The sequence below is a fragment of the Caballeronia sordidicola genome, from assembly GCF_000729995.1.
Classification (GTDB): Bacteria; Pseudomonadota; Gammaproteobacteria; order Burkholderiales; family Burkholderiaceae; genus Caballeronia; species Caballeronia sordidicola_A.
The window spans coordinates 113,008-136,073 of the sequence record NZ_JNFG01000020.1 but is presented as its reverse complement, the minus strand read 5'-3'; the positions used below and the strand labels follow the sequence as shown (position 1 = coordinate 136,073).

Sequence of the window (23,066 nt, the reverse complement as noted above, 5' to 3'; positions counted from 1 at the left end):
GCAATCGCGAGCCGCCGTCCCACACTACTTCTTGTAGATACGCTTGCGCGTGGCTTCGAGCTGCGCCAGGATCGCGTCAAGCTGCGTCGGATCGGACACGAACTGCTGCATGCCCTTCATGCCTTCGTCAGCCATTTCCTTGGTCATGTCGCGGTCGTAGAACTGAGCAATGCCACCCTTCGTCTGCGAGAGGATCTGGAAACCGATCTTCGAGATGGGATCGTCCGGTTCCGGCGCCTTGCTATTGGCCGGCAACGACCCCAGGCCCTTCGCCAGTTGCGCGCTGATGTCCGGCGTTTCCGCGAATGCCAGGAACGTATGCGCGTCCGCCTTGTTCTTCGCCTTCGACGGAATATGCAGCGACTCCACCGGACCATCTTCAGCGGTCGGCACGTTGCTGTCGATAATCGGGAACTGGAAGAAGCCCATCTGCGGCTTGATGTTCTCCGGGAATCCGCCGGTGATGAACGTGCCCATCAGCATCATGGCGGCCTTGCCCTGGAACAGGAACGGCTGCACCGCGTCAAGGTCATAGGACAGCGAGTTGTCGATGAACACCTTGTTGTCGATCAAGTCCTTCCACGCCGTATAAACCTTCTTCACGCGCGGATCCGTATAGGCTATATCGCCTGCCATCAGCTTCTGATGAAACGCGTTGCCGTTGATGCGCAGGTCGAGGTAGTCGAACCAGCCGGCGAGTGTCCACGCATCACGCCCTGCCACCGCGACCGGTGCAATGCCCGCTGCTTTCAGCTTCTTGCAGGCGTCGAGGAATTCAGGCCATGTCTTCGGTTCCGCGGTAATGCCCACCTTCTGGAATAAGTCCTTCCGGTAGAACATGCCCCACGCGTAATACACGGTCGGCGCCGAATATTGCTTGCCGTTGTACGTGGACGATTCTTTCGTCGACGCGTACATCCCGTTCCAGCCGTTCTTGGTCCAGTCGGGCGTCAGGTCTTCAAACAGGCCGCGCTTCGCGTAGTACGCCATGCGCTCGCCGTTGTGCCAGTTGACAATATCGGGCGCGACGGTTGTGAGCCAGCCGGGCAATTGCACCTTGTAGGCTTCTTCATCGACGAAGGTCACCTTCACGTCAATATCCGGATGTGCTTTCTTGAAGGCGTCAAAGGTCTGTTGCCAGACAGCGCGCTGGCTTGCCCCTTTGAACGCGATGTTCGCGGTCAAGGTGCCCGCCTGCGCAATGCTGGTCGTAGCTATTGCGACGGCCAGCGCCGCACCGGTCAGTCCGTGGCGAAACAAGGTTTTCATACGTGTCTCCTCATCGATGAGTGTTGTCTGCTTAGCTATGCTCTATAAATTGCGACGCCCTGCGGTTCTACTTCCTCCTGCCCCACTATAAAACTCGCAGCCGCCGGAATCTTGTACGGCGTCGCGTTGTAGTTGAAGACGTAAGTCAAGCCACCACGCCGGCTGACCCGGATACCCTCGGGCAGCGGTGCTGCATTAAGGCCGGCTGCTTTCGCCACATCCAGGAAGATATCCTGCGTGAGGGTTTCATCGAAGAGGCTGGCGAGATAGAGCACGGAACCGCTTCGTACGATGGCGGGATGACCATCGGCGAACGTCGCTTCAATCTGCACGCCATGGCTCGTCTCGATGAAGTCGCGCCACTGACGCGCCTCGCCGCGCTGACCCACTTTTTCGGTCACGTTCGGACGCATCGATTCAACGCGCCACACGCGAATGGGAATGAGCTTCGCGATACCCTCGCCCGGCGGCAACGCAGCGGGAATCGTCAGGTCCACGGTCTTCGACCCCGTGCGAGGTCCAAGCACCACTTGCGCGCCGCTCGCCGCGAGCCTGTCCGCAAAGTCCGCGGGCACCACCGGCAGCGGCGGCACCACAATCATCTTGTATCCATCCAGCGGCGCATCGACCGGGATCACATCAACATCGAGTCCAAGGCTGCGCAACGCGCTGTAGTACTCGAACGCGAAACGCGGATAGTGAAAGTCAGCGCCTTGTGGATGAATTTCGAACAACCATTTTGCTTCGTAATCCCAAACAAGCGCAACTTTGGTGGCGACCTTGGATTCGCCATCCGCTTCCAGAACCTGCTCGATTTCCTTCGCCACTACCGACGCTTCCGTGCCGCCCATATCGAGCCGGTTATCCGGTGTGTTCAAACCCGCGTGCATCTGTTCCTGCGCGAACGGCGCTTGCCGCCAACGGAAATAGGATACACATCCGGCGCCATGCGCGAACGCCTCCCAACTCCAGAGACGCACCATGCCCGGCAGCGGCGCGGGATTCCAGTGCGCCCAATTCACCGGGCCCGGCTGCTGCTCCATCACCCAGAACGGCAGTTTCGACATCCCACGATACACATCGTGATTAAACGATGCGAAGTCGGGATGACCCGTGCGCAGCCACTTCGACTTGATCGACGGATCGAACCACTGCTCCTCCAGCGCGCCGAGCGGATAGCTGTCCCATGTCGCGATATCCAGGTCAGCCGCCACCTTGTAGTGATCGAACTCGGTGAATAGCTGCATGAAGTTGTGCGCGACCGGCCGCTGCGGCGAATGCGCGCGAATGATGTCCGCTTGCATCCGGTTGTAGCGTACGACTTCGTCCGAGGCAAAACGCCGGTAATCCAGCCGATGGGTCGGATGCGCTTCCGTCACGGTGGCGACAGGCAGATCGATTTCGTCGAAGCTGCGGAATTCCATGCTCCAGAAAACCGTGCCCCATGCGGCGTTGAGCGCGTCGATGGTGCCGTAGCGATGCTTCAGCCATCCTCGAAAACGCTGCAACGCGGCTGGGGAATAACTGACCACGGTGTTGTGGCAGCCGAACTCGTTGTCTGTTTGCCAGAACGCCACAGCGGGATGCTTGCCGTAACGCTCGGCCACTGCCGTGCAAATTTTCTGCGACGCCTCGAAGTACGAAGGCGACGAAAAATCGTAGTGCCGGCGCGAACCGAACGCACGCGGACGGCCATCAGCGCCGATCGGCAGGATGTCCGGATGACGATCGATCAGCCACTTCGGCGGCGTCGCGGTCGGCGTGCACATGACGACCTTGAGGCCCGCGTCGGCGAGCACATCGATTGCGCGATCCAGCCAGTCCCAGTTGTATTCACCTGGCGAAGGTTCGATCCGGCTCCACGCGAACTCAGCAATCCGGACGCGGTCGATGCCCAGCGCTTTCATGCGCGCCGCATCGTCTTTCCACATCGATTCGGGCCAGTGTTCCGGGTAATAGCAGACTCCAAGACGCATACAGTGCGCTCCTACGCAAATTGTTTGGTGACGGCCGACGTGACGGCAAAGCCGTCCTCGGTGAAGAGATGACAGGACGCGGGCGGCACGTTAAAGACCACGTTCTCGCCCTGCCGTGGCGTCTTGTCGCCCGGTGCTTTTGCAATCAGCACCGCGCCGCCCGGTTGATCGAGATGCAGATAGCTGTGCTCGCCGAGTTGTTCGACCAGCGATACCGTGCGGCTGATTTGTTGAGTGGATTGTTGAGTCGAGCCAGCGCTAGCGGCCGGTTCGAGATGCTCGGGCCGAATGCCGAGCGTGACGGCCTGATCGGGTCGCAAAGCCTCGCCGTTAGCATGAACCTCCAGTCGCTCGTTCGTCCCATCGAGCACAACCGACACGCTTTCCGCGCTCCCCGATACCACTCTCGCAGGCAGGAAGTTCATTCGCGGCGAGCCGATAAACCCCGCAACGAAGCGGCTTTTCGGCCGGTGATACAACTCGAGCGGCGCGCCCACCTGCGCAATGCTGCCGTATTTCGCCGTGTCCGCGCCTGCATGCAGCAGGACGATCTTGTCGGCGAGCGTCATGGCTTCAATCTGGTCATGAGTGACGTAGACAACGCTGGCGGTATTGAACTGCTTGTGCAGGCGCGCGATCTCGACCCGCGTCTGGCCGCGCAATGTAGCATCCAGATTCGAGAGGGGTTCGTCGAAGAGAAATACACTCGGACTCCGAACGATTGCCCGACCGATTGCCACGCGTTGCCGTTGGCCGCCGGACAACTCCTTCGGCCTGCGTTCAAGCAGCGCTTCGAGTTGCAGCACGCGAGCCGCTTCCTTCACTTTCTGGTCGATCACGTCCTTCGGTGTCTTCGCGAGCGTCAGGCCGAATGCCATGTTCTGGTAGACGGTCATGTGCGGAAAGAGCGCGTAGCTCTGGAACACCATCGCGACACCGCGCTGCGCGGCCGGTACTTCGTTGACGAGTTTGTCGTCGATATACAGGTCGCCGTCCGTGATGTCTTCCAGACCCGCGATCATACGCAGCAAGGTGGATTTGCCGCATCCCGAAGGGCCGAGGAACACGCAGAATTCGTGCTCGCCGATCTCGAGATCAACATCACGAATCACGAGTGCGTGATCGCCGTATGCTTTTTGAACCGATCGTAACGAGATGCTCGCCATGCCGACGTCTCCGTGTTTTACCGGGGAGACAATCGAAGGTTAAGCGCTTAACCTTCTGCCTGTGAAAAAACGATCCGTGTTCGGGATCGCGTTGACCGGCTGTCTCCGTCTATGTTTTTAGCTGCCTTGGGTGTCAAATCTAGCGGCGTCGGACGATTTACACAAATGCCGGGAAGCCATCCCAAAATGTGGACATCAGCACGGATAGTTGGACGAAGCAGCCACCCTGGCGACAGTTCATTGAATTTGCCGATGTTGCCCACGCGTTAACCCTTGCCTAGAGATTCGATGACTACTTTGGCCGAAGTCGCACTTCGCGCCGGCGTCACGCCGGCAACCGTGTCCAACGTGCTGCGCAATCGCGGCAAGGTGGGCGCCGCGACACGTCAGCGGGTGCTCGATGCGGTGGAGGCATTAGGCTATCGGCCGCACCTGACAGCGCGGGCGCTGGCCGAAGGAAGCGCGCCTACTCTTGCGCTGATGGTGACCAGTATCGCGAACCCGTTTTATCCGGAGTTCGCGCTAGCGGCAGAACGGGCCGCGCGAAAAAACGGGCGCTTTCTGATCGTATGTAATACGAACGAAGATCCCGTGATCAGCCGCGCGTACCTGGATCAGATTGCGGGGACCTTATCGGAAGGCGTGCTCGTGATGAACTCCCGAATTGCCTTCGACGATCTTCACACCACGCGTGCACGCGGTACGCCAGTCGTGCTGTGCATGTGGGAACGGCCGGATGTATCGCCGGGATTGCCTTGCGTCGCCGTCGATTTTTTTGCGGCTGGGGCGCTGGCCGCGCAGCATCTGCTGGACCTCGGGCATACGCGGATTGGCGCGATCATCGGCAGTCAGCCGGATGGTGTGCAGGCAGCGCGATACGCCGGCTTTTGTCACACGCTGAAGGCTGCGGGCGTGGGGCATCCGGCGCGGGAGGCGCGCTTTACCCGCGATGCCGTCCAGGGCGGCTATGAGGCCGCGTGTGAATTGCTGACGGAGCACGCGGACCTGACCGCAATCTTCGCGACCAACGACTTGCCCGCGTTAGGCGCGATGCATGCCGCTGCGGATCGTGGCATGCGGATTCCTGACGACCTGTCGGTGATTGGGATTACTGACATTCAACTGGCACGCGAATCGCGGCCAGGACTATCGACAGTTGCTGTTCCCACCGATGCCGCCGCTGCCATGGCCGTCGAGTTGCTAGAAGCGTTGATTGAAAGCGGTGGCCGCTGCGAGACGCCCATGCGGGTAGCACCCCCGCCCGTGCTGGTGCAAAGAGCGTCGACGGGACGGGTGCGCAGTTGAAGCCCTGACAATGAAGCGCTATTACGCTCTCTCAGGGATCTTCGCGAAGAGCATGTTCAGCCCTTCCGCGATGGTCGGATGCGAGAGGATCGCGTCCCGGACCGTGGTGTACGGAAGATTGCCGAGCATGGCCATCTGCACGGTCGCCACCACTTCGCCCGCGTTCGAACCGACCATCGTGAAACCGAGGATGCGATCCGACTGCGCATCAACTATCACCTTCATGAAGCCGTGCGTGTCGCCGGTCGTACGTGCGCGGGGGATGGATGCCATCGGCAGCTTGGCTACGCGCACAGCGATACCTTGCCGTTGCGCATCGCTTTCATTGATACCGACGCGTCCAAGTTCCGGCTCGATAAACATGGCGTATGGAATGAGGCGGTCGCGCGTAGTCAGATTGCCGCCCGCGAGTTGCGACTTGAGTACGCGATAGTCATCGAACGATGCATGCGTGAACATGGGTGTTCCCGCTACTTCACCGATCGCCCATGTATTTGGCGCCGACGTTGCAAGGCGCTCATCGACTTTGATAAATCCGCGTTCATCGAGCGCTACACCGGCCACGTCCAGTCCAATGCCTGACGTTCGCGGTACCCTGCCCGTCGCCACCAGCAGATGCGTGCCTGTTAAGCGCGTGTTGTCGCTAAGTTCAACGGTCACCGACTGTCCTGAGCGACCGCTGACCTGCAAGGGTTTGACCGACACCCTTATGTCGATCCCTTCGCCCGTCAAGATCGATTCGATGGCATCCGTGACGTCGCTATCTTCGCGCATGGCAACCCGTGGCGCCTCTTGCACGACAGTTACCTTACTGCCGAGCCGACGGAATGCCTGCGCCATTTCCAGACCGATATAACCACCGCCGATCACGATCAGATGCTCCGGCAGCGAGTCGAGTTCGAGAGCGTCGACGTGCGTCATGGGAGCGGCATCGCGCAGGCCGAGGATATCCGGAATCGCGGCGTACGTCCCCGTGTTGATGAACACTTGAGCGCCCTCGACCACGCGTTCCTGTCCGTTGTTCATTGCCACCTGAATGCGGCGCGGTCCGACGAAACGACCGGTGCCGAGGATCAGGTCGAAGCCCGACGCTTCGAACGCTTTTGAGTTGATGTCGACCATGCCATCCACGACCTCACGCACCCAACGATGAACTTGCGTCATGTCGACCTTGGCATCGGGAGCGCCACCCTTCAATATGTCTGCGGAACGCACCGCGTGCATGATCCGAGCGGTTTGAATCAGCGCCTTGCTCGGGATACATGCCACGTTGATACACGAGCCGCCGATCATTCCCTCCTCGACCACCGCCACGCGCTTGCCTGCTTTGGCGAGTTCCATCGCCAGCGTTTTGCCGCCCTTTCCGCCGCCCAGAAACACATATTCGAATTGTTCGACTGTTGACATTTCAACTCCCTTTCGAAGGTTTTTGCCTAGCTGAACCGGGCCGGTATGGGACGATTCTCGCTATGCCGAGAGAGCGGGTTTGCTTCGATCCGTACAACCCTGCCCCGCGCCATGACGTAAATGTAGACGTCGGAGCGTCGAATCTCCATGTCGAACCGGCTCGAACGGATGCTTGTTCGTCTCAATGCGGGGATTTCATTGCTGACGAGTTGCGTGGAGGGGTCGGGGTTCGTGCACGGCCAGGCCAATAATCGCGCGCCGCGTTCTCCGGTAAGATCGCTACGCCGCCTTTCAAACCTTGCCACTCGCGCCGACCCGCTCAACCATGGATGCACTCGACCGACTGATCCAGTTATCCCGCCTGCAAGGCGCGCTCGACCTGCGCTGTCTTCTCAGCGGCCAGTGGGAATTGGACCATCCGCCGGCTCCGCCGAGCGAAGCCGTCTATCACGTGGTGCTTGCCGGAAGCTGTCTCCTCAAATTCCGCGGGAAAGCGGACGTGCAGCTCGAGACTGGCGATATTGTCATGTTGCCGCGCGGCGATGCCCACGTGCTGCAGGGACTTGAACCGGCTAATGGGAACGAACACAGGGAGATGGAAAGCCGCCATAACGGCGTGGTGACGGTCCGCTCGAATTGTGGGCCAAATGCCGCGAGCCTCGATTTGTTATGCGGTCGCTTTAACTACGCGGCCAATGCATTGCTCATCGACGTGCTGCCGGATCTCGTGAAAATGTCCTTTGCGCGCGCCGATGTCCCCGACCTCACGCGGATGGTCGGCATGATGCGCAAGGAGGCGAGCGAGGCCGCGCCCGGTGCGTATTCCATTGTGTCTGCGCTTTCCACTGCGCTGTTCACCCTGTTGCTGCGGGCGCATCTTGAACAGCAGCCATCCACCACCGACGTACTCGCGCTGCTCGCGCATCCGCGGCTTGGGGCGTCGGTGATTGCCATGCTGGAACGGCCTGCTGAACCATGGACGATCGAAATGCTGGCGCAACAATCGGCGATGTCACGCGCCACCTACATGCGAACTTTCAGCGCACTCACTGAAGATTCGCCGATGTCCCTCCTCACCCGCATTCGCATGCAGCTTGCGGGGACCTTGCTGATGCGTACATCGAAAAGCATTGCCGAGATTGCGGACAATGTGGGTTATCAGTCGGAATCGGCGTTCAGTAAGAAGTTTAAGGACACGTATGGGGTTGGGCCGGGCGGGTTCAGGCAAGTGCGGGGGGCTTGAGTTGGGCGGATCGCTTTACGCTTTAGTCAGGACATGAAGTTGTCGAGCAACAGTTCGTGCGAGTGGCCGATCCACACGGCCGCGTCGCGGTGGTCTCGCAACGAATCGCCGGTATTGGGATGGAGGAAAACGTCCAGCGCTCCGTGGTTAAGCGTCAGCCATTCGACAATATCGGCAAATTGCGCACGCTCGAAAGCAAGCTGATACGACCATTTGGGATGCGGGCCCACAGGCTTCTCATGGAAACGGCCGAGTTGTAAAGCATCGCCGAAATGAGCTGCGATCTCCTCGCGGAATTGCCAAGCGGCGTCGCGGGTGGCGGCGTCGAAGTAGATGTGGGCGTGCCAGGTTTGGACGGGGGAGGTGGTGGAGAGGGTCATGGAAAGGTGGGTTTGCTCGCGCAGTGGAAATCTGTTGCCGGGCGCAGTGGTCGGCCTAGTTTGGATATTCTATTACCTCGATGCCCATCCTGCTCGCGTTAGCTTCAATGCCGAACTTCGCACCTCGCTTCCCCTGTGCGATGCGCACTTCAGGCCTGCTACCGGTCCACGTCCTCACGCGTTGTAAGCCGAGCTTGTCCCTCTGGCGTGAAATACGTGCCATAGCGCACCAGTCCCCCTTGATGCAATTCACAGGTCATCGTGAAACTGAGCAACATGCCGTCCTCAGGATCGGCGGAGGCTATATCGATCGATTTCAAACGTGGCTCGTACTTGAGCAAGGTGTCCTCAATCTCGCGCCGAAGCGTATGCGCCGAGGCCGGCATGTGCCTGTAAATCTTCGATAGATCGCCCAAACCGTAGTCAGGCAAATGCGCGAGGCTTTCGCGGCGGCTATTCAAAATGCGCTGGATGTTGTCGCGCACCGAAAGGAATGTTTGTTGGTTCCGGCTGTGAAGATCAATCGGGTCGCCGTTCGCAAAATGACCGGTTACGGCTTCGAAAAGTCCAGGTCCGCCACGCGTCATGCGGGTAACCCGCCGGTGCTCGCGATGGCTTCATCGAAATCGACAGCGATTCCGGTTTCGTCGGAGTACGACAACCTGAGCGCATGGAGGGTTTGCGCTTGCGCCACCCGCACCAGCAACTCCCGCGAGAGCACAGGCAGAATCTGCTGGTCGAGCAGGCTATCGATATTGCGCGCCCCCGAATCCGGTAATTGACACGCACGCACCAGTTCACCGATCAGCGCGTCGTCACAGATGAGCGGCACGTTGAACTTACGCTCGATGCGCTGCGCCACTTTCGCAAGCTTCATGCGCACGATCGTGGTCATCGCGGCGGAAGAGAGTGGGCGGTATGCGACCGTCTGAAAGCGAGCGAGCAACGCGGGTTGGAAGTGCTCGATCAGCGACGGGCGGATTGCCTCCATCAGCATGCCGGTGGTGACCTCTCCACCGGCTTCGACCACCGCTTCTTGTGCCGCCATGATCAGTTCGCTACCCAGATTCGATGTCATCACAATCACCGTGTTGCGAAAATCGATCACGCGTCCTTCACCGTCGCGCATGAAACCACGATCGAAAACTTGATAGAAGACGTTCAACACATCGCGATGCGCTTTCTCCACTTCATCGAGCAAGATCACGCTGTAGGGTCGCCGGCGCACGGCTTCGGTCAGCACGCCGCCCTGGCCATAACCCACATAGCCCGGGGGCGAGCCTTTAAGCTGAGACACCGTATGCGCTTCCTGATACTCGGAGAGATTGATCGTCAGAAGTGCCCGTTCTCCGCCGAACATCAGGTCAGCAAGCGCTCGTGCCGTTTCCGTTTTGCCGACGCCGGATGGTCCGACAAGCAGAAACACACCAAGCGGAGCGTCGTCGGACTTGAGACCGGCCTTCGCCGCACGGAGGCTCTTTCCAAGCGCCGCCAAGGCATCATCCTGACCGACCACGATCTGCCCGAGCTGCGTTTCGAGTTCGAGAAGCGTGGCAAGTTCGTCCGATAGCAAACTACCCACCGGCACGCCCGTCCAATCGGCAATCACGCGGGCAATCGCGGCTTCATCGACTTCCGCGTAGATCAATGCATCGTTGCCATGTTGGGCGAGTTGATCGTGCGCCTGTTTGATTAATGGCTGCAAGTCGCGACGCTCGGTTTCGTCGGTTGCAGCATGCCACCGTGCACGTAACGCGAACAACGTCCCGATCGCATCCTTCTGCTGTGCGAATTCAACTTCCAGTTGCATTAACTCGCGCGTGAGCATTTCCAGCCGCGTATCGATAGAAGCAAGACGGTCGACATATTCCACCGAGGTCGCACCTTCATCGTGCAGCAAAGCCGCGCGTTCCACTTCCAGCGCTGCATGTTCTGCACGCCGGGTGGAGATCGCGATCGGCGTTGCGTCGAGACTCATGCGCACGCGTGCCGCTGCGGTGTCCAGCAGATCAACGGCCTTGTCCGGCAATTGACGACCAGTGAGGTATCGACGCGATAAACGAACCGCCGCGCTCACAGCGGCGTCAGTGATATGCACGCCATGGTGTTGCGCATAGCGCTCCTTCAAACCGCGCAGCATCAGGCACGCGTTGTCGTCGTCGGGTTCATCGACTTTGACCATCTGGAAGCGCCGTTCAAGAGCGGCGTCACGTTCGAAGTATTGTTTGTATTCGGACCAGGTGGTCGCAGCAATCGTGCGCAACTCGCCTCGGGCAAGTGCAGGTTTCAGCAAGTTCGCCGCGTCCGCGCCACCTGCTGTGTTGCCTGCGCCAATCAACGTATGGGCTTCATCGATGAACAACAAAATGGGCGTGGACGATTGCTGAACGGCCTCGATCACGTTCTTCAGTCGCTGCTCGAACTCGCCTTTGACGCCTGCGCCTGCTTGGAGAAGACCAAGATCAAGCGTGAGCACACTGACATTGCGGATGGCCGTAGGCACATCGCCTTCGATAATTTTTAGCGCGAGGCCTTCGACAAGTGCGGTCTTGCCAACCCCCGGTTCGCCCACGAGGATCGGATTGTTCTTGCGGCGTCGCGCAAGGATATCCACCATCTGGCGGATTTCGACTTCGCGCCCGAACACCGGATCGATCTTGCCGTCGCGTGCTTTCTGCGTGATGTCGATGGTGAAGCGCTGCAGCGCGTCGGCGCCAGCATGATTGGGTACGGTTGACGGCTGTTCAACGTTCGCGTGCTTAATATCCAAGGCCGTCGCGCTGTCCGTTGACGCGTCTGTCCGCCCCTCCGCCGACACGCGATTTAATTCAGGAATCAACCGTTCGATCTGCACGGCAGATATGCTCAACAATTGCCATGCATCGGGTGCACGCAGCAAATGCGGCATATCAGCGAGCACGGCCAGCAAGTGAGCCGAACGGATAGTAGGCTGATCACCTTCGAACGAAGCGCGCAACCAAGCGGCCTCCAGTATCTGTCCAAGCCGATGAGACAAACCCGGCTTACCCCTTAATTCACGCGGCAACCGGTCGATGCTTTTAAGCAAACCGTTCCAGATACCGTCCATCTCAAGCTCATAGCGCCGAGCGACTGCTACCAGATCGCCGTCGCCGAGTTCCAGTAACTTGATCAGCCAATGCTCGATCTCGATCTCTCTATGCGCGCGGGTCTCGCACAGGCTCGCTGCATCAGCAAGTGCACGGGCGCAGTGGTCGTTCAGGCGGCGCAGGAATGGCGAGAGGTCGCGAGCGGTCATGGAGGATCATCGAAGAGGATGTAAAACGCACGAACCTGCGAGAGAGGCTCGTGCGAACAAACCGGTTCAGGCGGACAAACGCTTCCACCTGTCACCGGATACTAAACCGCGCTTACGAGCGCTCGTTCCAGCTATCGGCGTGGATGATGTTGCCGTCCTTGTATGCCCACGTGATCTTCTCGTAGCGAAGTTCAACGTTTTCCAGATGGTTATGCTTCTCGTACGACGGGTCCTTGATGTCGTGCATCTTGGGTTTCACGCTCACCACTTTCACGTTATCGAGCTTCGTGTTGAAGTACTCTTTTTCCTTACCGGCGTCGTCAATCTTGTACCACTTGATCTCGATCGACTTGAGCGTCTGGCCGCTCGTCACAGCCTTGTACAGATACGGCGTCGACGCGTCCGTTTCCTTCGTGAACGTTACCGCGCTGTGCACGCGTGTGCCCGTAAGCTTGCCGGTGTTGCCATCGGTCGGAATGTGAATGCCGTGATCAAACGCAACCACTTCAACACTGCCTTCGCGACCGGTAACGGTCACGGAACCCTTGACGTCCGCGCCGCCATCGTCCTTGATCCACATGTATGACGGAATTGCCATTTTCTCTATCCTCTTCTAATTAAATGAGCAGGCCACATTGCCCTCATGGCCTTCGGGAGGTGTCCCGTTCTTACGATCGTCACGACAGTCCGGGACGAGCGTAATTTCGACGCGACGGTTCGCAGCGCGCCCCGCCTCTGTTTCGTTGCTGGCTTTAGGGCGGGTGTCGCCGTAGCCTTGAATGGCAAAGCGTGTTGGGGAAATGCCCGAAGCGTCGGCGAGCCAGTCACGCACCGATCCGGCTCGTGCTTCGGAGAGTGACTGGTTGCTTCGCGGGTCACCTATGGAGTCCGTATGACCGGCAATCAACACGCGCTTCGATGCATGCTCCTTGATCAATTCGAGTGCGCCGACGAGCACGCGGTTCGAGCCGGGATTAAGTACGGCGCTGCCGCTATTGAAGAGCGACAAGCTGTTAAGCTCGATCATCGATGCCGGTGGTTCAGGCGGTTGATAACTGGCAATCAGCGTATTGGCAAGAGGTAACAAAGGGGCGGCGCGGTAGAAGCCCAGGCCGAGCCTTGGCGGCACACTACCGCTTGCATAACGGCTCAGTTGGTCGCGGTCGCGTTTGACAGCGTTTAGCGCATCGACTCGTGCGGCGTCCATCGAAGCAGGAATCGCGCGATATCGGGACATGTCGTTGTTCACACGCTCGACGAGATTGCGGTTCTGCCAGGCGGACGCAGCAGCAGCCGCGCAAAACAGCGCAACGAGCGCGATGAATCCGTGGGCGAGTGCACGGGGTAACGCGCGATGCGCTTGTTGCAACGCAATGCCCCGGATGAGCGGGTCGGGGAGCGGATAGCGAATGTTAGAGTCGGCGATCCCGCTCTTATTGGTAGGCAATGCAAGCCCCGTTCGCTCGAAGCCGTAACGCGCGAGGAGGGAGTCTGAAGCCGGTTGGCCCTCGACTGCGATCACACCAAACGAATGGACTTGCACAGCACGCGTTGATCGTTGATTGTCAGATAGCGCAGGCAATACGGCCGCCACGGCCCAACTTGTCGCGATATCCAGCCGGGCAGCACGACGCGCGCGGGCTTCGCGGACCTCAGGAATGGCCATGCCGGCGTATTGTGTAAGACGCGCTGAGATCAGCTCCGGCAGCGCCATTGTCTCAACGCTGCTTGTACCTGACGTACCGAACCACGGGCAATCGTCGGCGGTGGGATGCAGTTCATTCGCATATACCGCGACGCAAACCGGCATTGGATAACCGACCGCACGACCGGCTTCATCGATTGCCGAGCGCCAGCGCCGGAGGCTACCCGTCAACGTTGCTTGATCATTTGCAGCGTCTGCATCGATCAGATACGCAACCGCATCGGGTCCTTGACCCCCGCGCCAACGTTTGAGCGAATCAGCGAAGTGCGCGAGGCGGCTCGGATCGGTCACACGTACCCAGATCGCCGTCTCGGTCACACGGATAGCTTGGTTACCGAACGCGCTGGCGACAACCGTGCTGGAGGTTCCGACCACAAGCACTAGCGGCGTGTTGCGTTTGATATCTGCAGGTAGCCCACTGAGCGCACCGTCGATCTTGAGCAGGACGTGATGGGTCGCACCCACGCGTGCAATCCCGCGCCGGGTCGCGACCACGATCGCGGCTGCGACGCCAAGCAGTACCAACACGCTCACGAATACATTCCAGCCAAGCGACCAGGGCGAACACAGCACCAACCACACAATGACCAATGCCGCGATCCACACACAGATCGATCGGTACGGGTAACCAGTGGGCGAATGAATCACCGAATGGATCACGCTATGTCCCGTCAAACCGGAATGCGCGCAATCGACGCGGTAAGCCATTGCCCAAGCGCCAGATACACGAGCCCAGCAACGACAACGGCACCGATCACCCAGCCAAGCGGCGACAGGTTTGCGCTCCAACGGCTCGTTGAGTTTTCCGTGAGGACCACGGTGCCGGAGGTATCGACACCGGCCGATTCACCTATGCGTTGATCCAGCGCGCGCATCAGTTCAAGACGTGCATCAGCGCCGCTCAGTGCGAATTTGCCCTTGAAGCCAAGGCCCAGCACGGATTTAAACATGTGCAGCAGCGCGAGCTTGGGTCTCGGTTCCGCGAGCCGCTGTTGAATCCTGTCGATGAGTTCGTAGCCTGCGTCGTTGCTTTTGAACGCCTCGACTTGAAGCGGCTCGCGCTCCCATGCGTCACGCTCGGGCCCTTTCAGTTGCGCAAGCGCCGTCTCATCCAGCAGCGCGCATTGAGCGTAAGTGGCATCTCGCACTACATCTGGAAGATGACCTGCCGCCCTGAGTTCGCGCCCGAGTGCATCGACTTGCGCGACGCATTGCGCCCGAAACGAGACAAAGCTGGGCGATGTCGCGTTATCGGCAAGGCTTGCGACGGAAAACGCGGTATCGCGAAACGCGTTGGGTAGCAATGCGGTGTATTTCGCGGGTGAAGCGGTGGTGTCGTTCATGTCGGCAGCACCGCGTAGAGTTCAAGGACGGCATCGGGAATGGACGACGGCACATAGAACTGGCAGGCGCGGGCCGCGATCATCCGTTTGAACGCCGGATGAGCACTGTCGAGCGCAAAATACTGGCTTTCGATGCGAACAGGAATGGCAGCCGGTAAGCGCGACATCACGCGCAACGGAATACCGGGCATGGCCGAGTTCACGATCTGCTCGACCTCGTCGGGCGCACCGGCCTTGCACAATCGCGGCAATTGCTCGAGCAACGCGTGCGCGGGCAGCGACGACTGCACGGACAGATAATAGTCGGCGCCATCGGTCAGACGTTCATCGTTGATCTTGCCTGCCCACATCGTGTGTTTCGGCCGTTCCAGCGTAATTGGCACGACACGTGACGGGATGACGGTATCGAGCAACACGCGGATGAGCGATTCCAGTTCCGCGAACATTGGTTCGGGCGCACGGTGATCGTAGGCTGGAATGGCTTGCAGCGTCTCAGTGGTCGAGAAGGTCAGTAGGGAGCCCGCTAACCGCGCCAGCACACCATAGAGCCGCTCCGGGTGTTGTTGCGGCGCGGCGCACAGTCTCGCGAGGTCAGGCCAGGTACTGTTCACGCTGTGTAGCAGCCAGAAGAGCGACACGTCGGACACCGCGTAGTCGGCGATCTGATCCGAACGTTCGCGGCGGCGCACAGCGAGACTCGCACTTTTCGCGCTGAGGATCTCAGACAAACGCTTCATGCGCTCCATCAAGCGATCGTTCGCCGACAGAAACAAACACGGCGGCACGAACGCTGCATCGAACTCAAACAATCCTTGCGTGTTGCGCAGAAGACGCCCAATTGGACACGTGACATAACTATCCGGCGCTTCGAAGTCAAAGAGCAATGCGAGTGCGTGCCGCTCGATGCTGAGTTCTTCATGACCTTCGCCGTTGATATCGGCGACGTTCAGATACTCGCGGACGAAACGGCGCGGTCGCGCGTGACGCTCGCCTTCCTCGATGCAATTTCCGCCTTGCGCATCGATCAGCGGTAATCCAATCGACACTACGACACCATCGACCGCCGTCGATATATCGCTGAGCTGACGCGGAACCGGCAAGCGATCTGCCGTCTCCGAATCGATAAACGTGCCGTCCGGCAAACGCACATCAATCGCGTTGACTTGCAACCGGTTGACGCCCAGCGCCTGCTGATCGAATACGACGCGACTTAAGCCCCACGGGTCTGCGCTGAACATTCTCGCAATGCGCTCATCGGCGAATTGATTCCACATCGCCTGTTGCTGGAAATGCTGGGGCGTCATGAACACACCCTTGGCCCACAGCGGTCTGGTTATTTTCATTCTTTCTTTTGTGCGCGCAGAGAGGCGCTGCACGGTAAGCACCGTGCAGCGTGACTTACTTTATTGATGGTGTTGCTGTCCAAGCCGTGAGCTAATGCTCAACGATTCAGCTTTTCGCCTTCGGCATCTGCGAGACCAGCGACAAATTCAGATCCATGCCTTCAATCTGGAAGTGCGGCACGATGAAGAGCTTCACGCGGAAGAAACCCGGGTTGTCTTCAATGTCCTCGACCGTTACCTTCGCTTCACGCAGCGGATGCGACGCTTGCAGCGAATCGCCCGGATCGGTCATTTCGGTGACGAGCGTCTTGATCCAGGTATTCAGTTCGAGCTCGAGCACGCGCCGGTCTTTGGTCGTGCCGATGTTCTCGCGCTGGATCAGCTTCAAATAATGCGCGATGCGCGAGAGCAGGAAGATATACGGCAGGCGCGCGTTTACGCGACTGTTAGCCGTTGCATCCTTCGTATCGTAGATCGCCGGCTTCTGTGCCGAGTGCGCCGAAAAGAAGCACGCGTGATCGTGATTCTTGTAATACGACAGGGGAATAAAACCGAGATTGGCGAACTCGAATTCGCGGGTTTCCGGGATCAACACTTCGGTCGGGATCTTCGCCTGATTGCCCGTTCCGAGGTCATACATGTGAATCGGCAAATCGGCAACTAAACCGCCCGCCTGCGGACCTCGAATCTGCACGCACCAGCCATTTTTGATGAAGCTCTCTACCATGTTCGCCGCGAATGCGAACGATGCGTTGGCCCAGAGATAGCGGTTGTGGTCCGGTCCCTTGACCGCTTCCGTGTAGTTGAATGCGCGCACGGGGACGGTGTCTGGACCGTAGGGCAAACGCACGAGGAAACGCGGCAGCGTCAGACCGATATAGCGTGCGTCGTCGGATTCACGGAAGCTCTTCCACTTGAGGTATTCGGCACGGTCGAAGTAGTTGCCGATGTCGCGAATGCTCGCCACTTCTTCCATCGACTCCTTGCCGAAGAACTTCGGCGCAACAGAGCCGATAAACGGCATGTGAGCAGCAGCGGAGACCTTCGAAATATTACGAAGCAACGCGATGTCTTGCGGACTGCGGTCGAACTCGTAGTTCGAGATCACGGAGCCAATCGGCTCGCCGCCCGGCGTGTCGTATTCCTGGATGTACGTGTGGAGATATAAGCCGCTTTGGATGATCTCGGGCGTGTCTTCGAAGTCTTGACGCAGCGCATCCTTCGATACATCCAGCACTTCGATCTTCACGTTCTTGCGGAAGTCCGTGCCGTCCACGAGGAACTTGAGACCACGCCAGGCAGATTCGATCTGCTGGAATGTCTCGTTGTGCATGATCGCGTCGAGTTGCTTGCTGATCTTGCGATCGATGCTCGCCATGTGATGGTCGATCAGGCTCTTGTCCAGACGGTCAACGTGCTGGGCTGATTCGGCGATCATGTCGAGGAACACGCGCAGCGCTTGCGTCACGCGTTCATCAGCGGACGACTCCGAAAGCGAATCCGGATTGTGAAAGGACGCAACCGAGCGCGCGGATGCAACTGTATTCAAATTGATCTTGTTAAAGAGGCTCGTGTAAACGTTTTCTTCGACGATAGCAGCCGGGGCAGCGGGTTTGTCGAGGACGAGCGTTTCCACCGCACCCTCGTGGATGCGGGATTCATTTTTAGCCATGGTGTGTCTTCTCGATAAAGCAGGTTATTGGACTGACGCGTCTGCCGACGGTGCGGATTCGGCGATGCCTTGAAGCTGGGTGCGCAAGCTGGCGGACATAGACGGGTCTAACAAGATTTTTTCGAGTTCGCGACGAAACGTGGCGTTATCCAGCAGATTCGATTTGAGGTCACGCAAGAGATTACGCGCCGACATCAACGTTCGAAGTTCGGGTACGCGAGCGGCGACCTGCTCGGGGCGAAAGTCGTCCATCGACTTGAAGTCCAGATTGACGGGAAGCTCGCTGCCGTCGTCGGCCAGCGTGTTTGCAACCGAGATTTTGGCTTTCGGGTTCAGGTCTGCTAAAACCGAATTGAAGTTATTCTTATTGACTGAAACCTTTGTTCGCTCACCGAGCGCCAAGTTGTTTTGGCCGTTGCTGTAGTCGCCCATCACCAGCAACTTCAGAGGCAGTTCGACCTTCTTCGATGCCCCGCCCGTATGAAGGTCCAGCTTGATATTGACGCGTGCTTTAGGCACTTCATTCTGAAAACTTTCGGCCATTTTGCTTCTCCATTTTTGGTCTTCTTTTGGTCAGTACAACCAATCTCGCGAAAAACGGTAACACGTGATCCATCTGAAACTCCATCGAAACCGTACTCAGAAAAATCCGATTTTCGGTTTGCGACCATTTGTGACCAAAAGCACTTCCCTCTTTACGCAAGTTCAACGAACATCCACGAGTTTGGCTGTTCGGCGAACCAATCGAGGCGAACGTTTCGCATTTTGCATGGGTGAACGCTGGTCAAAATGGCTCAGATGGTGACTTTGCGGGACATATCGAGGGTCTTAAAAGATGGCAGAAACTGATCAGGGAGCGGGTGGGCGGCGCTCGCTCGCCAAGCTGGTAACCGGCCGGCAGGCGTATCACGTTGACGTTCCGAGCGCGGCGAACGCCAAAGACCTATCCGTGGTGTCCTACCACGTGAGCGAGGGCATGTGCACCCCCTACAGGGTCACGGTCGAAGTGACTCACCCCGAGCAGCTCTCTCGCGCTGACTTCCTCGGACGCGATGCTCACTTCACGATCACCGCCGAAGACACCTCTGAGCCGCGCATATACCGCGGCCTGCTCGTGGGTTTAAAAAGGATCAAGAAGACCAAGGACTCGTTCCACTACACCTTCGTCATTGAGCCGCAGATCGCGCGTTTGCGCCTCGTGCACGCAAGCCGCGTGTTTCAGCACCAGAGCGCGCCGCAGATCATCGAATCGATTCTGCTGCGCAATAAATTCATGGATCATCAGTTTCTCTTCAAGCTGCGCCGTGAATATCCTGTCCATGACTTCCGGCTGCAGTACCAGATGTCGGACTTTGACTATATTCACCTCCTGTGCGAACAGGAAGGGATTTACTTCTACACCGAGCAGGGGAAGCACGGTGACCTAATCGTGTTCGGTGACGATATCGACCACTACATTTATACGCCCGAATTGAAGGTGCCGTATCGCGAGAACGCCGGGCTTGAGGCGGGGATTGAAGCGGTGTTCGCGCTTGAGACGCACGCGGAAGTGGTGCCGCAATCTGTTGTGGTCGCGGACTATAACCCGTTGATCGCATGGGAGCGCTTCAAGGACGAAGCGAACGCCGCGATCAACGATACGACGACTTACGGCACGCGCTATGTCTACGGCACGAATCATCTGAATCAGGACGGCGCGCAGTGGGAAGCACAGCTACGGCACGAGGCTGCGATCGCGTGGCAGGTGGTATATCACGGTCAAAGTAATGTGCTCGAACTGCGGCCGGGTCGCATTCTGCGCGTCGATGAAGCGCTGCCCGATGCGCCCAGCGGCCAGGTGATTATTGAGGTGACGCACTCCGGCGGCCGGGGCATGGCTTACACCAATTCTTATAAGGCGATTCCGTCTGACCGGAGATTCCGGCTTAAGATCGACGAGCGTAGGTGGCCGAAGATCAGCGGTGCGCTCAGTGCGCGCGTGACCTCGCCGAACAAATACCCGTATCCTTACGTCACGAAATACGGTCACTACGTAGTTCGGCTCGACCTCGATTTCGATGAGTGGAATCCGGGCGGGGAAAGCGTGCCGTTGCGGCTTGCGAAGCCCTTTGCGGGTGCGCTGCAGACGGGCTTTCACTTTCCCGTGCTTGACGGTACCGAAGCGGTCATCATGGCCCGCGATGGGGATCCAAACAAACTCTTCATTTCGCAGTTCCATCACACGAGTCTGCAGACCGACCTAATTACCAACCAGGATCGGTGGATGTCGCGCCACGCCATTCGCACGCAGAGCAATAACAAGCTGCGCATGGAGGACTGGAAGGGCCAAGAGCACGTAAAGCTGTCGACCGAGCATTCTGGCAAGAGTCAGTTAAGTCTTGGACACCTGGTCGATAACAACCGAAAAGAGCGTGGTTTCGGATATGAACTGCGTACGTCGGGCTATGGGGCGATTCGGGCTGGTAAAGGCATGTTTATATCCGCCGACGATCAGCCTGCCGCGAGCGGTAAACAGCTCGAAATGACCGCTGCGCAAGTACTGCTTGACCAGGCACTCCAGCAAATGCAAGCGCTCGCTGAAGCGGCCAATGCGGCACAGGCCATTGCCGCCGACTATGAGAAACAGAAGACGCTTCTCGACGGTACGCTAAAAGAGCTCAAAAAGGCTGGGATTCTCGTGAGTGCGCCGGCTGGCATCGCACTGGCCTCGGGCGAGCATCTGCAACTCAGCGCAACCGATAACCTGATTGCTACGGCCGGAGGGAACGCAGACATCGGAGTAATAAAACGCTTCACGGTGGCTGCCGGCGAAGCTGTGTCGCTCTATGCGCAACGGCGTGGCATGAAGCTATTCGCGGCAAAGGGAAAAGTTGAGATACAGGCGCAGAGCGATGAGATGCGATTGCTGGCTGACCAAAATATGACCATCACCAGCGTCAACGGGCGGGTGACAATCGAGGCGAAAGAAGAACTGCTGCTTAAGTGTGGCGGATCCTACTTCCGCATGTCATCCACTGGCATCGAAGATGGCACTCGCGGCGATCGAACCGTCAAGTCTGCTTCGTTTAGCCGGCAGGGGCCATCTTCGCTTGGCGAATCAATGAACGCGTGGAAGCACGCGAAGTTCGACGAGCAGTTTGTCTTGAAATGGCCTGTCGACAACGAGCCTGTCGCTAACCGCGCGTTTTCGGTTATTCGAGAAGACGGTAGCGTGATTAAGGGTGTGACTGACAGTGCGGGAATGACGGGCTTGCAAAAAAGCGTGTTCGTGGAAGGCGTTCGACTGCGCATAGACCCGAAGTAAGAACTGCAGTAAGTCGTCGCTCAAGCTATCCGACGTCATCTAAAGCCTATACAAAGCCAATGTACACAAAAGAACGAACCCTACAAGCGAAAATCGACGACGATGGGTCGGTTCATTACTCGTCCGTGACGTCTCCGAGCGACTGCAGCATTGCTGTTTGTCACATGGTTTCCGATCACTACATCCCTGTGATTTTCGTCCCGGGAGTCATGGGAACAAACTTGAGGTCAAACTCGGAACCTCCGACTCCTGTCTGGATGGTCGATAGCCAGTTGAAGGTTGTTTGGGATTGGGCTGGGAGAGGTTCCGAACGACGGAAATCGTTACTTGATCCCCAAGCCACGGATGTTTACACCGATGGGAAGCTTCCAAGCGGTATGAATTTGAACGATGACGAGCTAAAGAGGCGAGGATGGGGCGAGGTAGCATTTATGAGCTATGGGCCCTTCTTCAAAGCGTTGCAAACCGCTCTTAATGACGTAGGCGCATGGGAATCGGGCCACAGAGCAGAATTAATGAAAGAGACGGCCGTCGAGCCGTTGGGAGTTCCGCCGTTGACCTTAACAGAGGTCGCGTCCTCGTACCGATACCAGTTACCACTGCACGCTGTGGGTTACAACTGGCTCGGATCGAATACAGATTCCGCGCAACGCCTGCAGCAAAAGATCGAAGAATTTAAAAGCTATTACGTATCTAAAGGGTTCAAGTGCGACTCCGTAATCTTGTTAACTCACTCAATGGGTGGGCTAGTTTCTCGCTTCTACTCTGAGTGCCTCGGGGGTAACGCGCAAGTTGCAGGGGTTGTGCACGGTGTTATGCCAGCCACCGGTTCAGCAACGGCCTATAAACGTGTGAAGGCGGGAACCGAGCTCCCCGCAGGCATCGCGCTCGGTTTGAACGCTGCACAAATGACCGCTGTTTTTGCACAATCGCCCGGACCTCTCCAGCTGTTGCCGACTCCAGAGTATGGAATGGATTGGCTGAAGATCAGAGACGGGGAAAACGTATTCACTTTACCGAAAGCCGACCCATACGTCGAGATTTATGCGGCAAGGGGACGATGGTGGAGTTTGTGCGACGAGAATCTCATTAACCCCCTCGACGTGGAGAAAAAGAACTTAGATTCTGACTGGTCAGCGTTCGCCAGATTGATAACTGAGAGCGTGATGACATTCCACAAACGGCTCGCGGGCGAAGACGGGACGGGGCTATACCACAGAAACACTTATGCGTTTTATGGCGACGATGTCGATCACGCGACCTGGGGCGATGTCGTATGGGAACGCGATATACCCATTCTGACCAGAATGTTCGGGTCGTCTAGTGCAATTGACGATCCCGCGAGTGGTGAGGTCTTGAAAGACCGAGGTTATGGTTATCAGACACTGAGTCAAGTCGCCGGCGGAAAACTGATAAAAGCTATGTTCAAGATGCAGGCCGCCGGTGAAAACGGGGATGGAACTGTGCCAATACGCTCCGGGAAAGCCCCAACACCAAAAGCCGCAGTATGCCTTGGTTATTCCGGCGTAGATCATGAAGGGGCTTACAAAAAGCCCATTCAGCAGTCGTTTGCGCTATGGGCGATCACAAAGATTGCTGACAGCGTCCATTCGTCGGAACACGGATGCTAAGAATCTCGATATCGTCCGGCCTTTTTGTCACGACTCTAGCTATCT

At 58.1% G+C, this 23,066-nt stretch carries 17 protein-coding genes; 4 read left to right on the top strand and 13 right to left on the bottom strand.

All coding sequences use genetic code 11. The annotated features are described in order from the left end of the window. Positions 1–24: 24 nt before the first annotated feature. The 3 genes from FH08_RS0119860 to FH08_RS0119850 are packed head-to-tail and all read right to left on the bottom strand — an operon-like array spanning position 25 to position 4,411. Complete coding sequence (locus tag FH08_RS0119860) at positions 25–1,269, bottom strand: ABC transporter substrate-binding protein (RefSeq protein ID WP_031360018.1); 1,245 nt, start codon at positions 1,267–1,269, stop codon at positions 25–27. A 35-nt stretch (positions 1,270–1,304) separates the two neighbouring features. Further along, a complete protein-coding gene (locus FH08_RS0119855; protein WP_031360017.1) occupies positions 1,305–3,245 on the bottom strand; it encodes a beta-galactosidase in 1,941 nt (646 codons plus the stop codon). Between the two features lie 11 nt (positions 3,246–3,256). Then, positions 3,257–4,411, bottom strand: coding sequence for an ABC transporter ATP-binding protein (locus tag FH08_RS0119850; protein WP_031360016.1), 1,155 nt, complete (start codon positions 4,409–4,411; stop codon positions 3,257–3,259). 288 nt (positions 4,412–4,699) lie between these two features. Between FH08_RS0119850 and FH08_RS0119845 the strand changes: the two genes are divergently transcribed. Then, positions 4,700–5,716 carry a LacI family DNA-binding transcriptional regulator gene (locus FH08_RS0119845; RefSeq protein WP_031360015.1) on the top strand — a complete coding sequence of 339 codons (1,017 nt, stop codon included), beginning with the start codon at positions 4,700–4,702 and terminating at the stop codon, positions 5,714–5,716. Between the two features lie 21 nt (positions 5,717–5,737). Here FH08_RS0119845 and FH08_RS0119840 read toward each other — a convergent pair whose 3' ends face one another. Continuing rightward, positions 5,738–7,123 carry a dihydrolipoyl dehydrogenase family protein gene (locus FH08_RS0119840; protein WP_031360014.1) on the bottom strand — a complete coding sequence of 462 codons (1,386 nt, stop codon included), beginning with the start codon at positions 7,121–7,123 and terminating at the stop codon, positions 5,738–5,740. 325 nt (positions 7,124–7,448) lie between these two features. Between FH08_RS0119840 and FH08_RS0119835 the strand changes: the two genes are divergently transcribed. Continuing rightward, the gene (locus tag FH08_RS0119835) at positions 7,449–8,366 is read left to right on the top strand and encodes a cupin domain-containing protein (RefSeq protein ID WP_031360013.1); all 918 of its coding nucleotides are present in this window, start codon (positions 7,449–7,451) and stop codon (positions 8,364–8,366) included. 26 nt (positions 8,367–8,392) lie between these two features. Here FH08_RS0119835 and FH08_RS0119830 read toward each other — a convergent pair whose 3' ends face one another. The 9 genes from FH08_RS0119830 to tssB all read right to left on the bottom strand — a co-directional run bounded on the left by FH08_RS0119830 (position 8,393) and on the right by tssB (position 18,629). Then, on the bottom strand, positions 8,393–8,746 hold the full coding sequence (locus tag FH08_RS0119830; RefSeq protein ID WP_031360012.1) for a DOPA 4,5-dioxygenase family protein: 354 nt from the start codon (positions 8,744–8,746) through the stop codon (positions 8,393–8,395). A 158-nt stretch (positions 8,747–8,904) separates the two neighbouring features. Further along, positions 8,905–9,333 carry a type VI secretion system baseplate subunit TssE gene (gene tssE / locus FH08_RS0119825; RefSeq protein WP_031360011.1) on the bottom strand — a complete coding sequence of 143 codons (429 nt, stop codon included), beginning with the start codon at positions 9,331–9,333 and terminating at the stop codon, positions 8,905–8,907. After that, entirely contained in the window at positions 9,330–12,023 is a 2,694-nt protein-coding gene (gene tssH / locus FH08_RS0119820; RefSeq protein WP_031360010.1) for a type VI secretion system ATPase TssH, read from the bottom strand. The genes tssE and tssH overlap by 4 nt, the downstream gene beginning before the upstream one ends. A gap of 112 nt (positions 12,024–12,135) precedes the next feature. Beyond that, on the bottom strand, positions 12,136–12,621 hold the full coding sequence (locus FH08_RS0119815) for an Hcp family type VI secretion system effector (protein WP_031360009.1): 486 nt from the start codon (positions 12,619–12,621) through the stop codon (positions 12,136–12,138). Positions 12,622–12,636: 15 nt separating this feature from the next. Further along, the gene (locus FH08_RS0119810; protein ID WP_081889517.1) at positions 12,637–14,436 is read right to left on the bottom strand and encodes an OmpA family protein; all 1,800 of its coding nucleotides are present in this window, start codon (positions 14,434–14,436) and stop codon (positions 12,637–12,639) included. Next, entirely contained in the window at positions 14,400–15,071 is a 672-nt protein-coding gene (locus FH08_RS0119805; RefSeq protein ID WP_031360007.1) for a DotU family type IV/VI secretion system protein, read from the bottom strand. The genes FH08_RS0119810 and FH08_RS0119805 overlap by 37 nt, the downstream gene beginning before the upstream one ends. Beyond that, positions 15,068–16,414 (bottom strand): type VI secretion system baseplate subunit TssK, encoded by a 1,347-nt coding sequence (gene tssK / locus FH08_RS0119800; RefSeq protein WP_075583352.1) that lies wholly within the window; start codon positions 16,412–16,414, stop codon positions 15,068–15,070. Before tssK ends, FH08_RS0119805 begins: the two co-directional genes overlap by 4 nt. Positions 16,415–16,520: 106 nt before the next feature. After that, on the bottom strand, positions 16,521–18,086 hold the full coding sequence (gene tssC, locus FH08_RS0119795) for a type VI secretion system contractile sheath large subunit (RefSeq protein ID WP_031360005.1): 1,566 nt from the start codon (positions 18,084–18,086) through the stop codon (positions 16,521–16,523). Between the two features lie 24 nt (positions 18,087–18,110). Further along, complete coding sequence (gene tssB, locus FH08_RS0119790) at positions 18,111–18,629, bottom strand: type VI secretion system contractile sheath small subunit (RefSeq protein ID WP_031360004.1); 519 nt, start codon at positions 18,627–18,629, stop codon at positions 18,111–18,113. A gap of 292 nt (positions 18,630–18,921) precedes the next feature. On the opposite strand from tssB, the gene FH08_RS0119785 reads away from it, so the two are divergent. Then, positions 18,922–21,390, top strand: a complete 2,469-nt coding sequence (locus FH08_RS0119785) for a DUF2345 domain-containing protein (RefSeq protein WP_031360003.1) — start codon at positions 18,922–18,924, stop codon at positions 21,388–21,390. 257 nt (positions 21,391–21,647) lie between these two features. Continuing rightward, entirely contained in the window at positions 21,648–23,021 is a 1,374-nt protein-coding gene (locus tag FH08_RS0119780; RefSeq protein WP_051888379.1) for an esterase/lipase family protein, read from the top strand. The last annotated feature ends 45 nt before the right edge of the window (positions 23,022–23,066 follow it).

What these genes read in the sequence shown, in the direction of transcription:
- FH08_RS0119835 (WP_031360013.1), top strand. Translation starts at nt 7,449, where the DNA reads ATGGATGCACTCGACCGACTGATCCAGTTATCCCGCCTGCAAGGCGCG.
- FH08_RS0119805 (WP_031360007.1), bottom strand. Translation starts at nt 15,071, where the DNA reads ATGAACGACACCACCGCTTCACCCGCGAAATACACCGCATTGCTACCC.
- tssE (WP_031360011.1), bottom strand. Translation starts at nt 9,333, where the DNA reads ATGACGCGTGGCGGACCTGGACTTTTCGAAGCCGTAACCGGTCATTTT.
- FH08_RS0119830 (WP_031360012.1), bottom strand. Translation starts at nt 8,746, where the DNA reads ATGACCCTCTCCACCACCTCCCCCGTCCAAACCTGGCACGCCCACATC.
- FH08_RS0119815 (WP_031360009.1), bottom strand. Translation starts at nt 12,621, where the DNA reads ATGGCAATTCCGTCATACATGTGGATCAAGGACGATGGCGGCGCGGAC.
- FH08_RS0119855 (WP_031360017.1), bottom strand. Translation starts at nt 3,245, where the DNA reads ATGCGTCTTGGAGTCTGCTATTACCCGGAACACTGGCCCGAATCGATG.
- FH08_RS0119810 (WP_081889517.1), bottom strand. Translation starts at nt 14,436, where the DNA reads ATGGCTTACCGCGTCGATTGCGCGCATTCCGGTTTGACGGGACATAGC.
- FH08_RS0119780 (WP_051888379.1), top strand. Translation starts at nt 21,648, where the DNA reads ATGGTCGATAGCCAGTTGAAGGTTGTTTGGGATTGGGCTGGGAGAGGT.
- tssH (WP_031360010.1), bottom strand. Translation starts at nt 12,023, where the DNA reads ATGACCGCTCGCGACCTCTCGCCATTCCTGCGCCGCCTGAACGACCAC.
- FH08_RS0119845 (WP_031360015.1), top strand. Translation starts at nt 4,700, where the DNA reads ATGACTACTTTGGCCGAAGTCGCACTTCGCGCCGGCGTCACGCCGGCA.
- FH08_RS0119785 (WP_031360003.1), top strand. Translation starts at nt 18,922, where the DNA reads ATGGCAGAAACTGATCAGGGAGCGGGTGGGCGGCGCTCGCTCGCCAAG.
- FH08_RS0119860 (WP_031360018.1), bottom strand. Translation starts at nt 1,269, where the DNA reads ATGAAAACCTTGTTTCGCCACGGACTGACCGGTGCGGCGCTGGCCGTC.
- FH08_RS0119840 (WP_031360014.1), bottom strand. Translation starts at nt 7,123, where the DNA reads ATGTCAACAGTCGAACAATTCGAATATGTGTTTCTGGGCGGCGGAAAG.
- tssB (WP_031360004.1), bottom strand. Translation starts at nt 18,629, where the DNA reads ATGGCCGAAAGTTTTCAGAATGAAGTGCCTAAAGCACGCGTCAATATC.
- tssK (WP_075583352.1), bottom strand. Translation starts at nt 16,414, where the DNA reads ATGAAAATAACCAGACCGCTGTGGGCCAAGGGTGTGTTCATGACGCCC.
- FH08_RS0119850 (WP_031360016.1), bottom strand. Translation starts at nt 4,411, where the DNA reads ATGGCGAGCATCTCGTTACGATCGGTTCAAAAAGCATACGGCGATCAC.
- tssC (WP_031360005.1), bottom strand. Translation starts at nt 18,086, where the DNA reads ATGGCTAAAAATGAATCCCGCATCCACGAGGGTGCGGTGGAAACGCTC.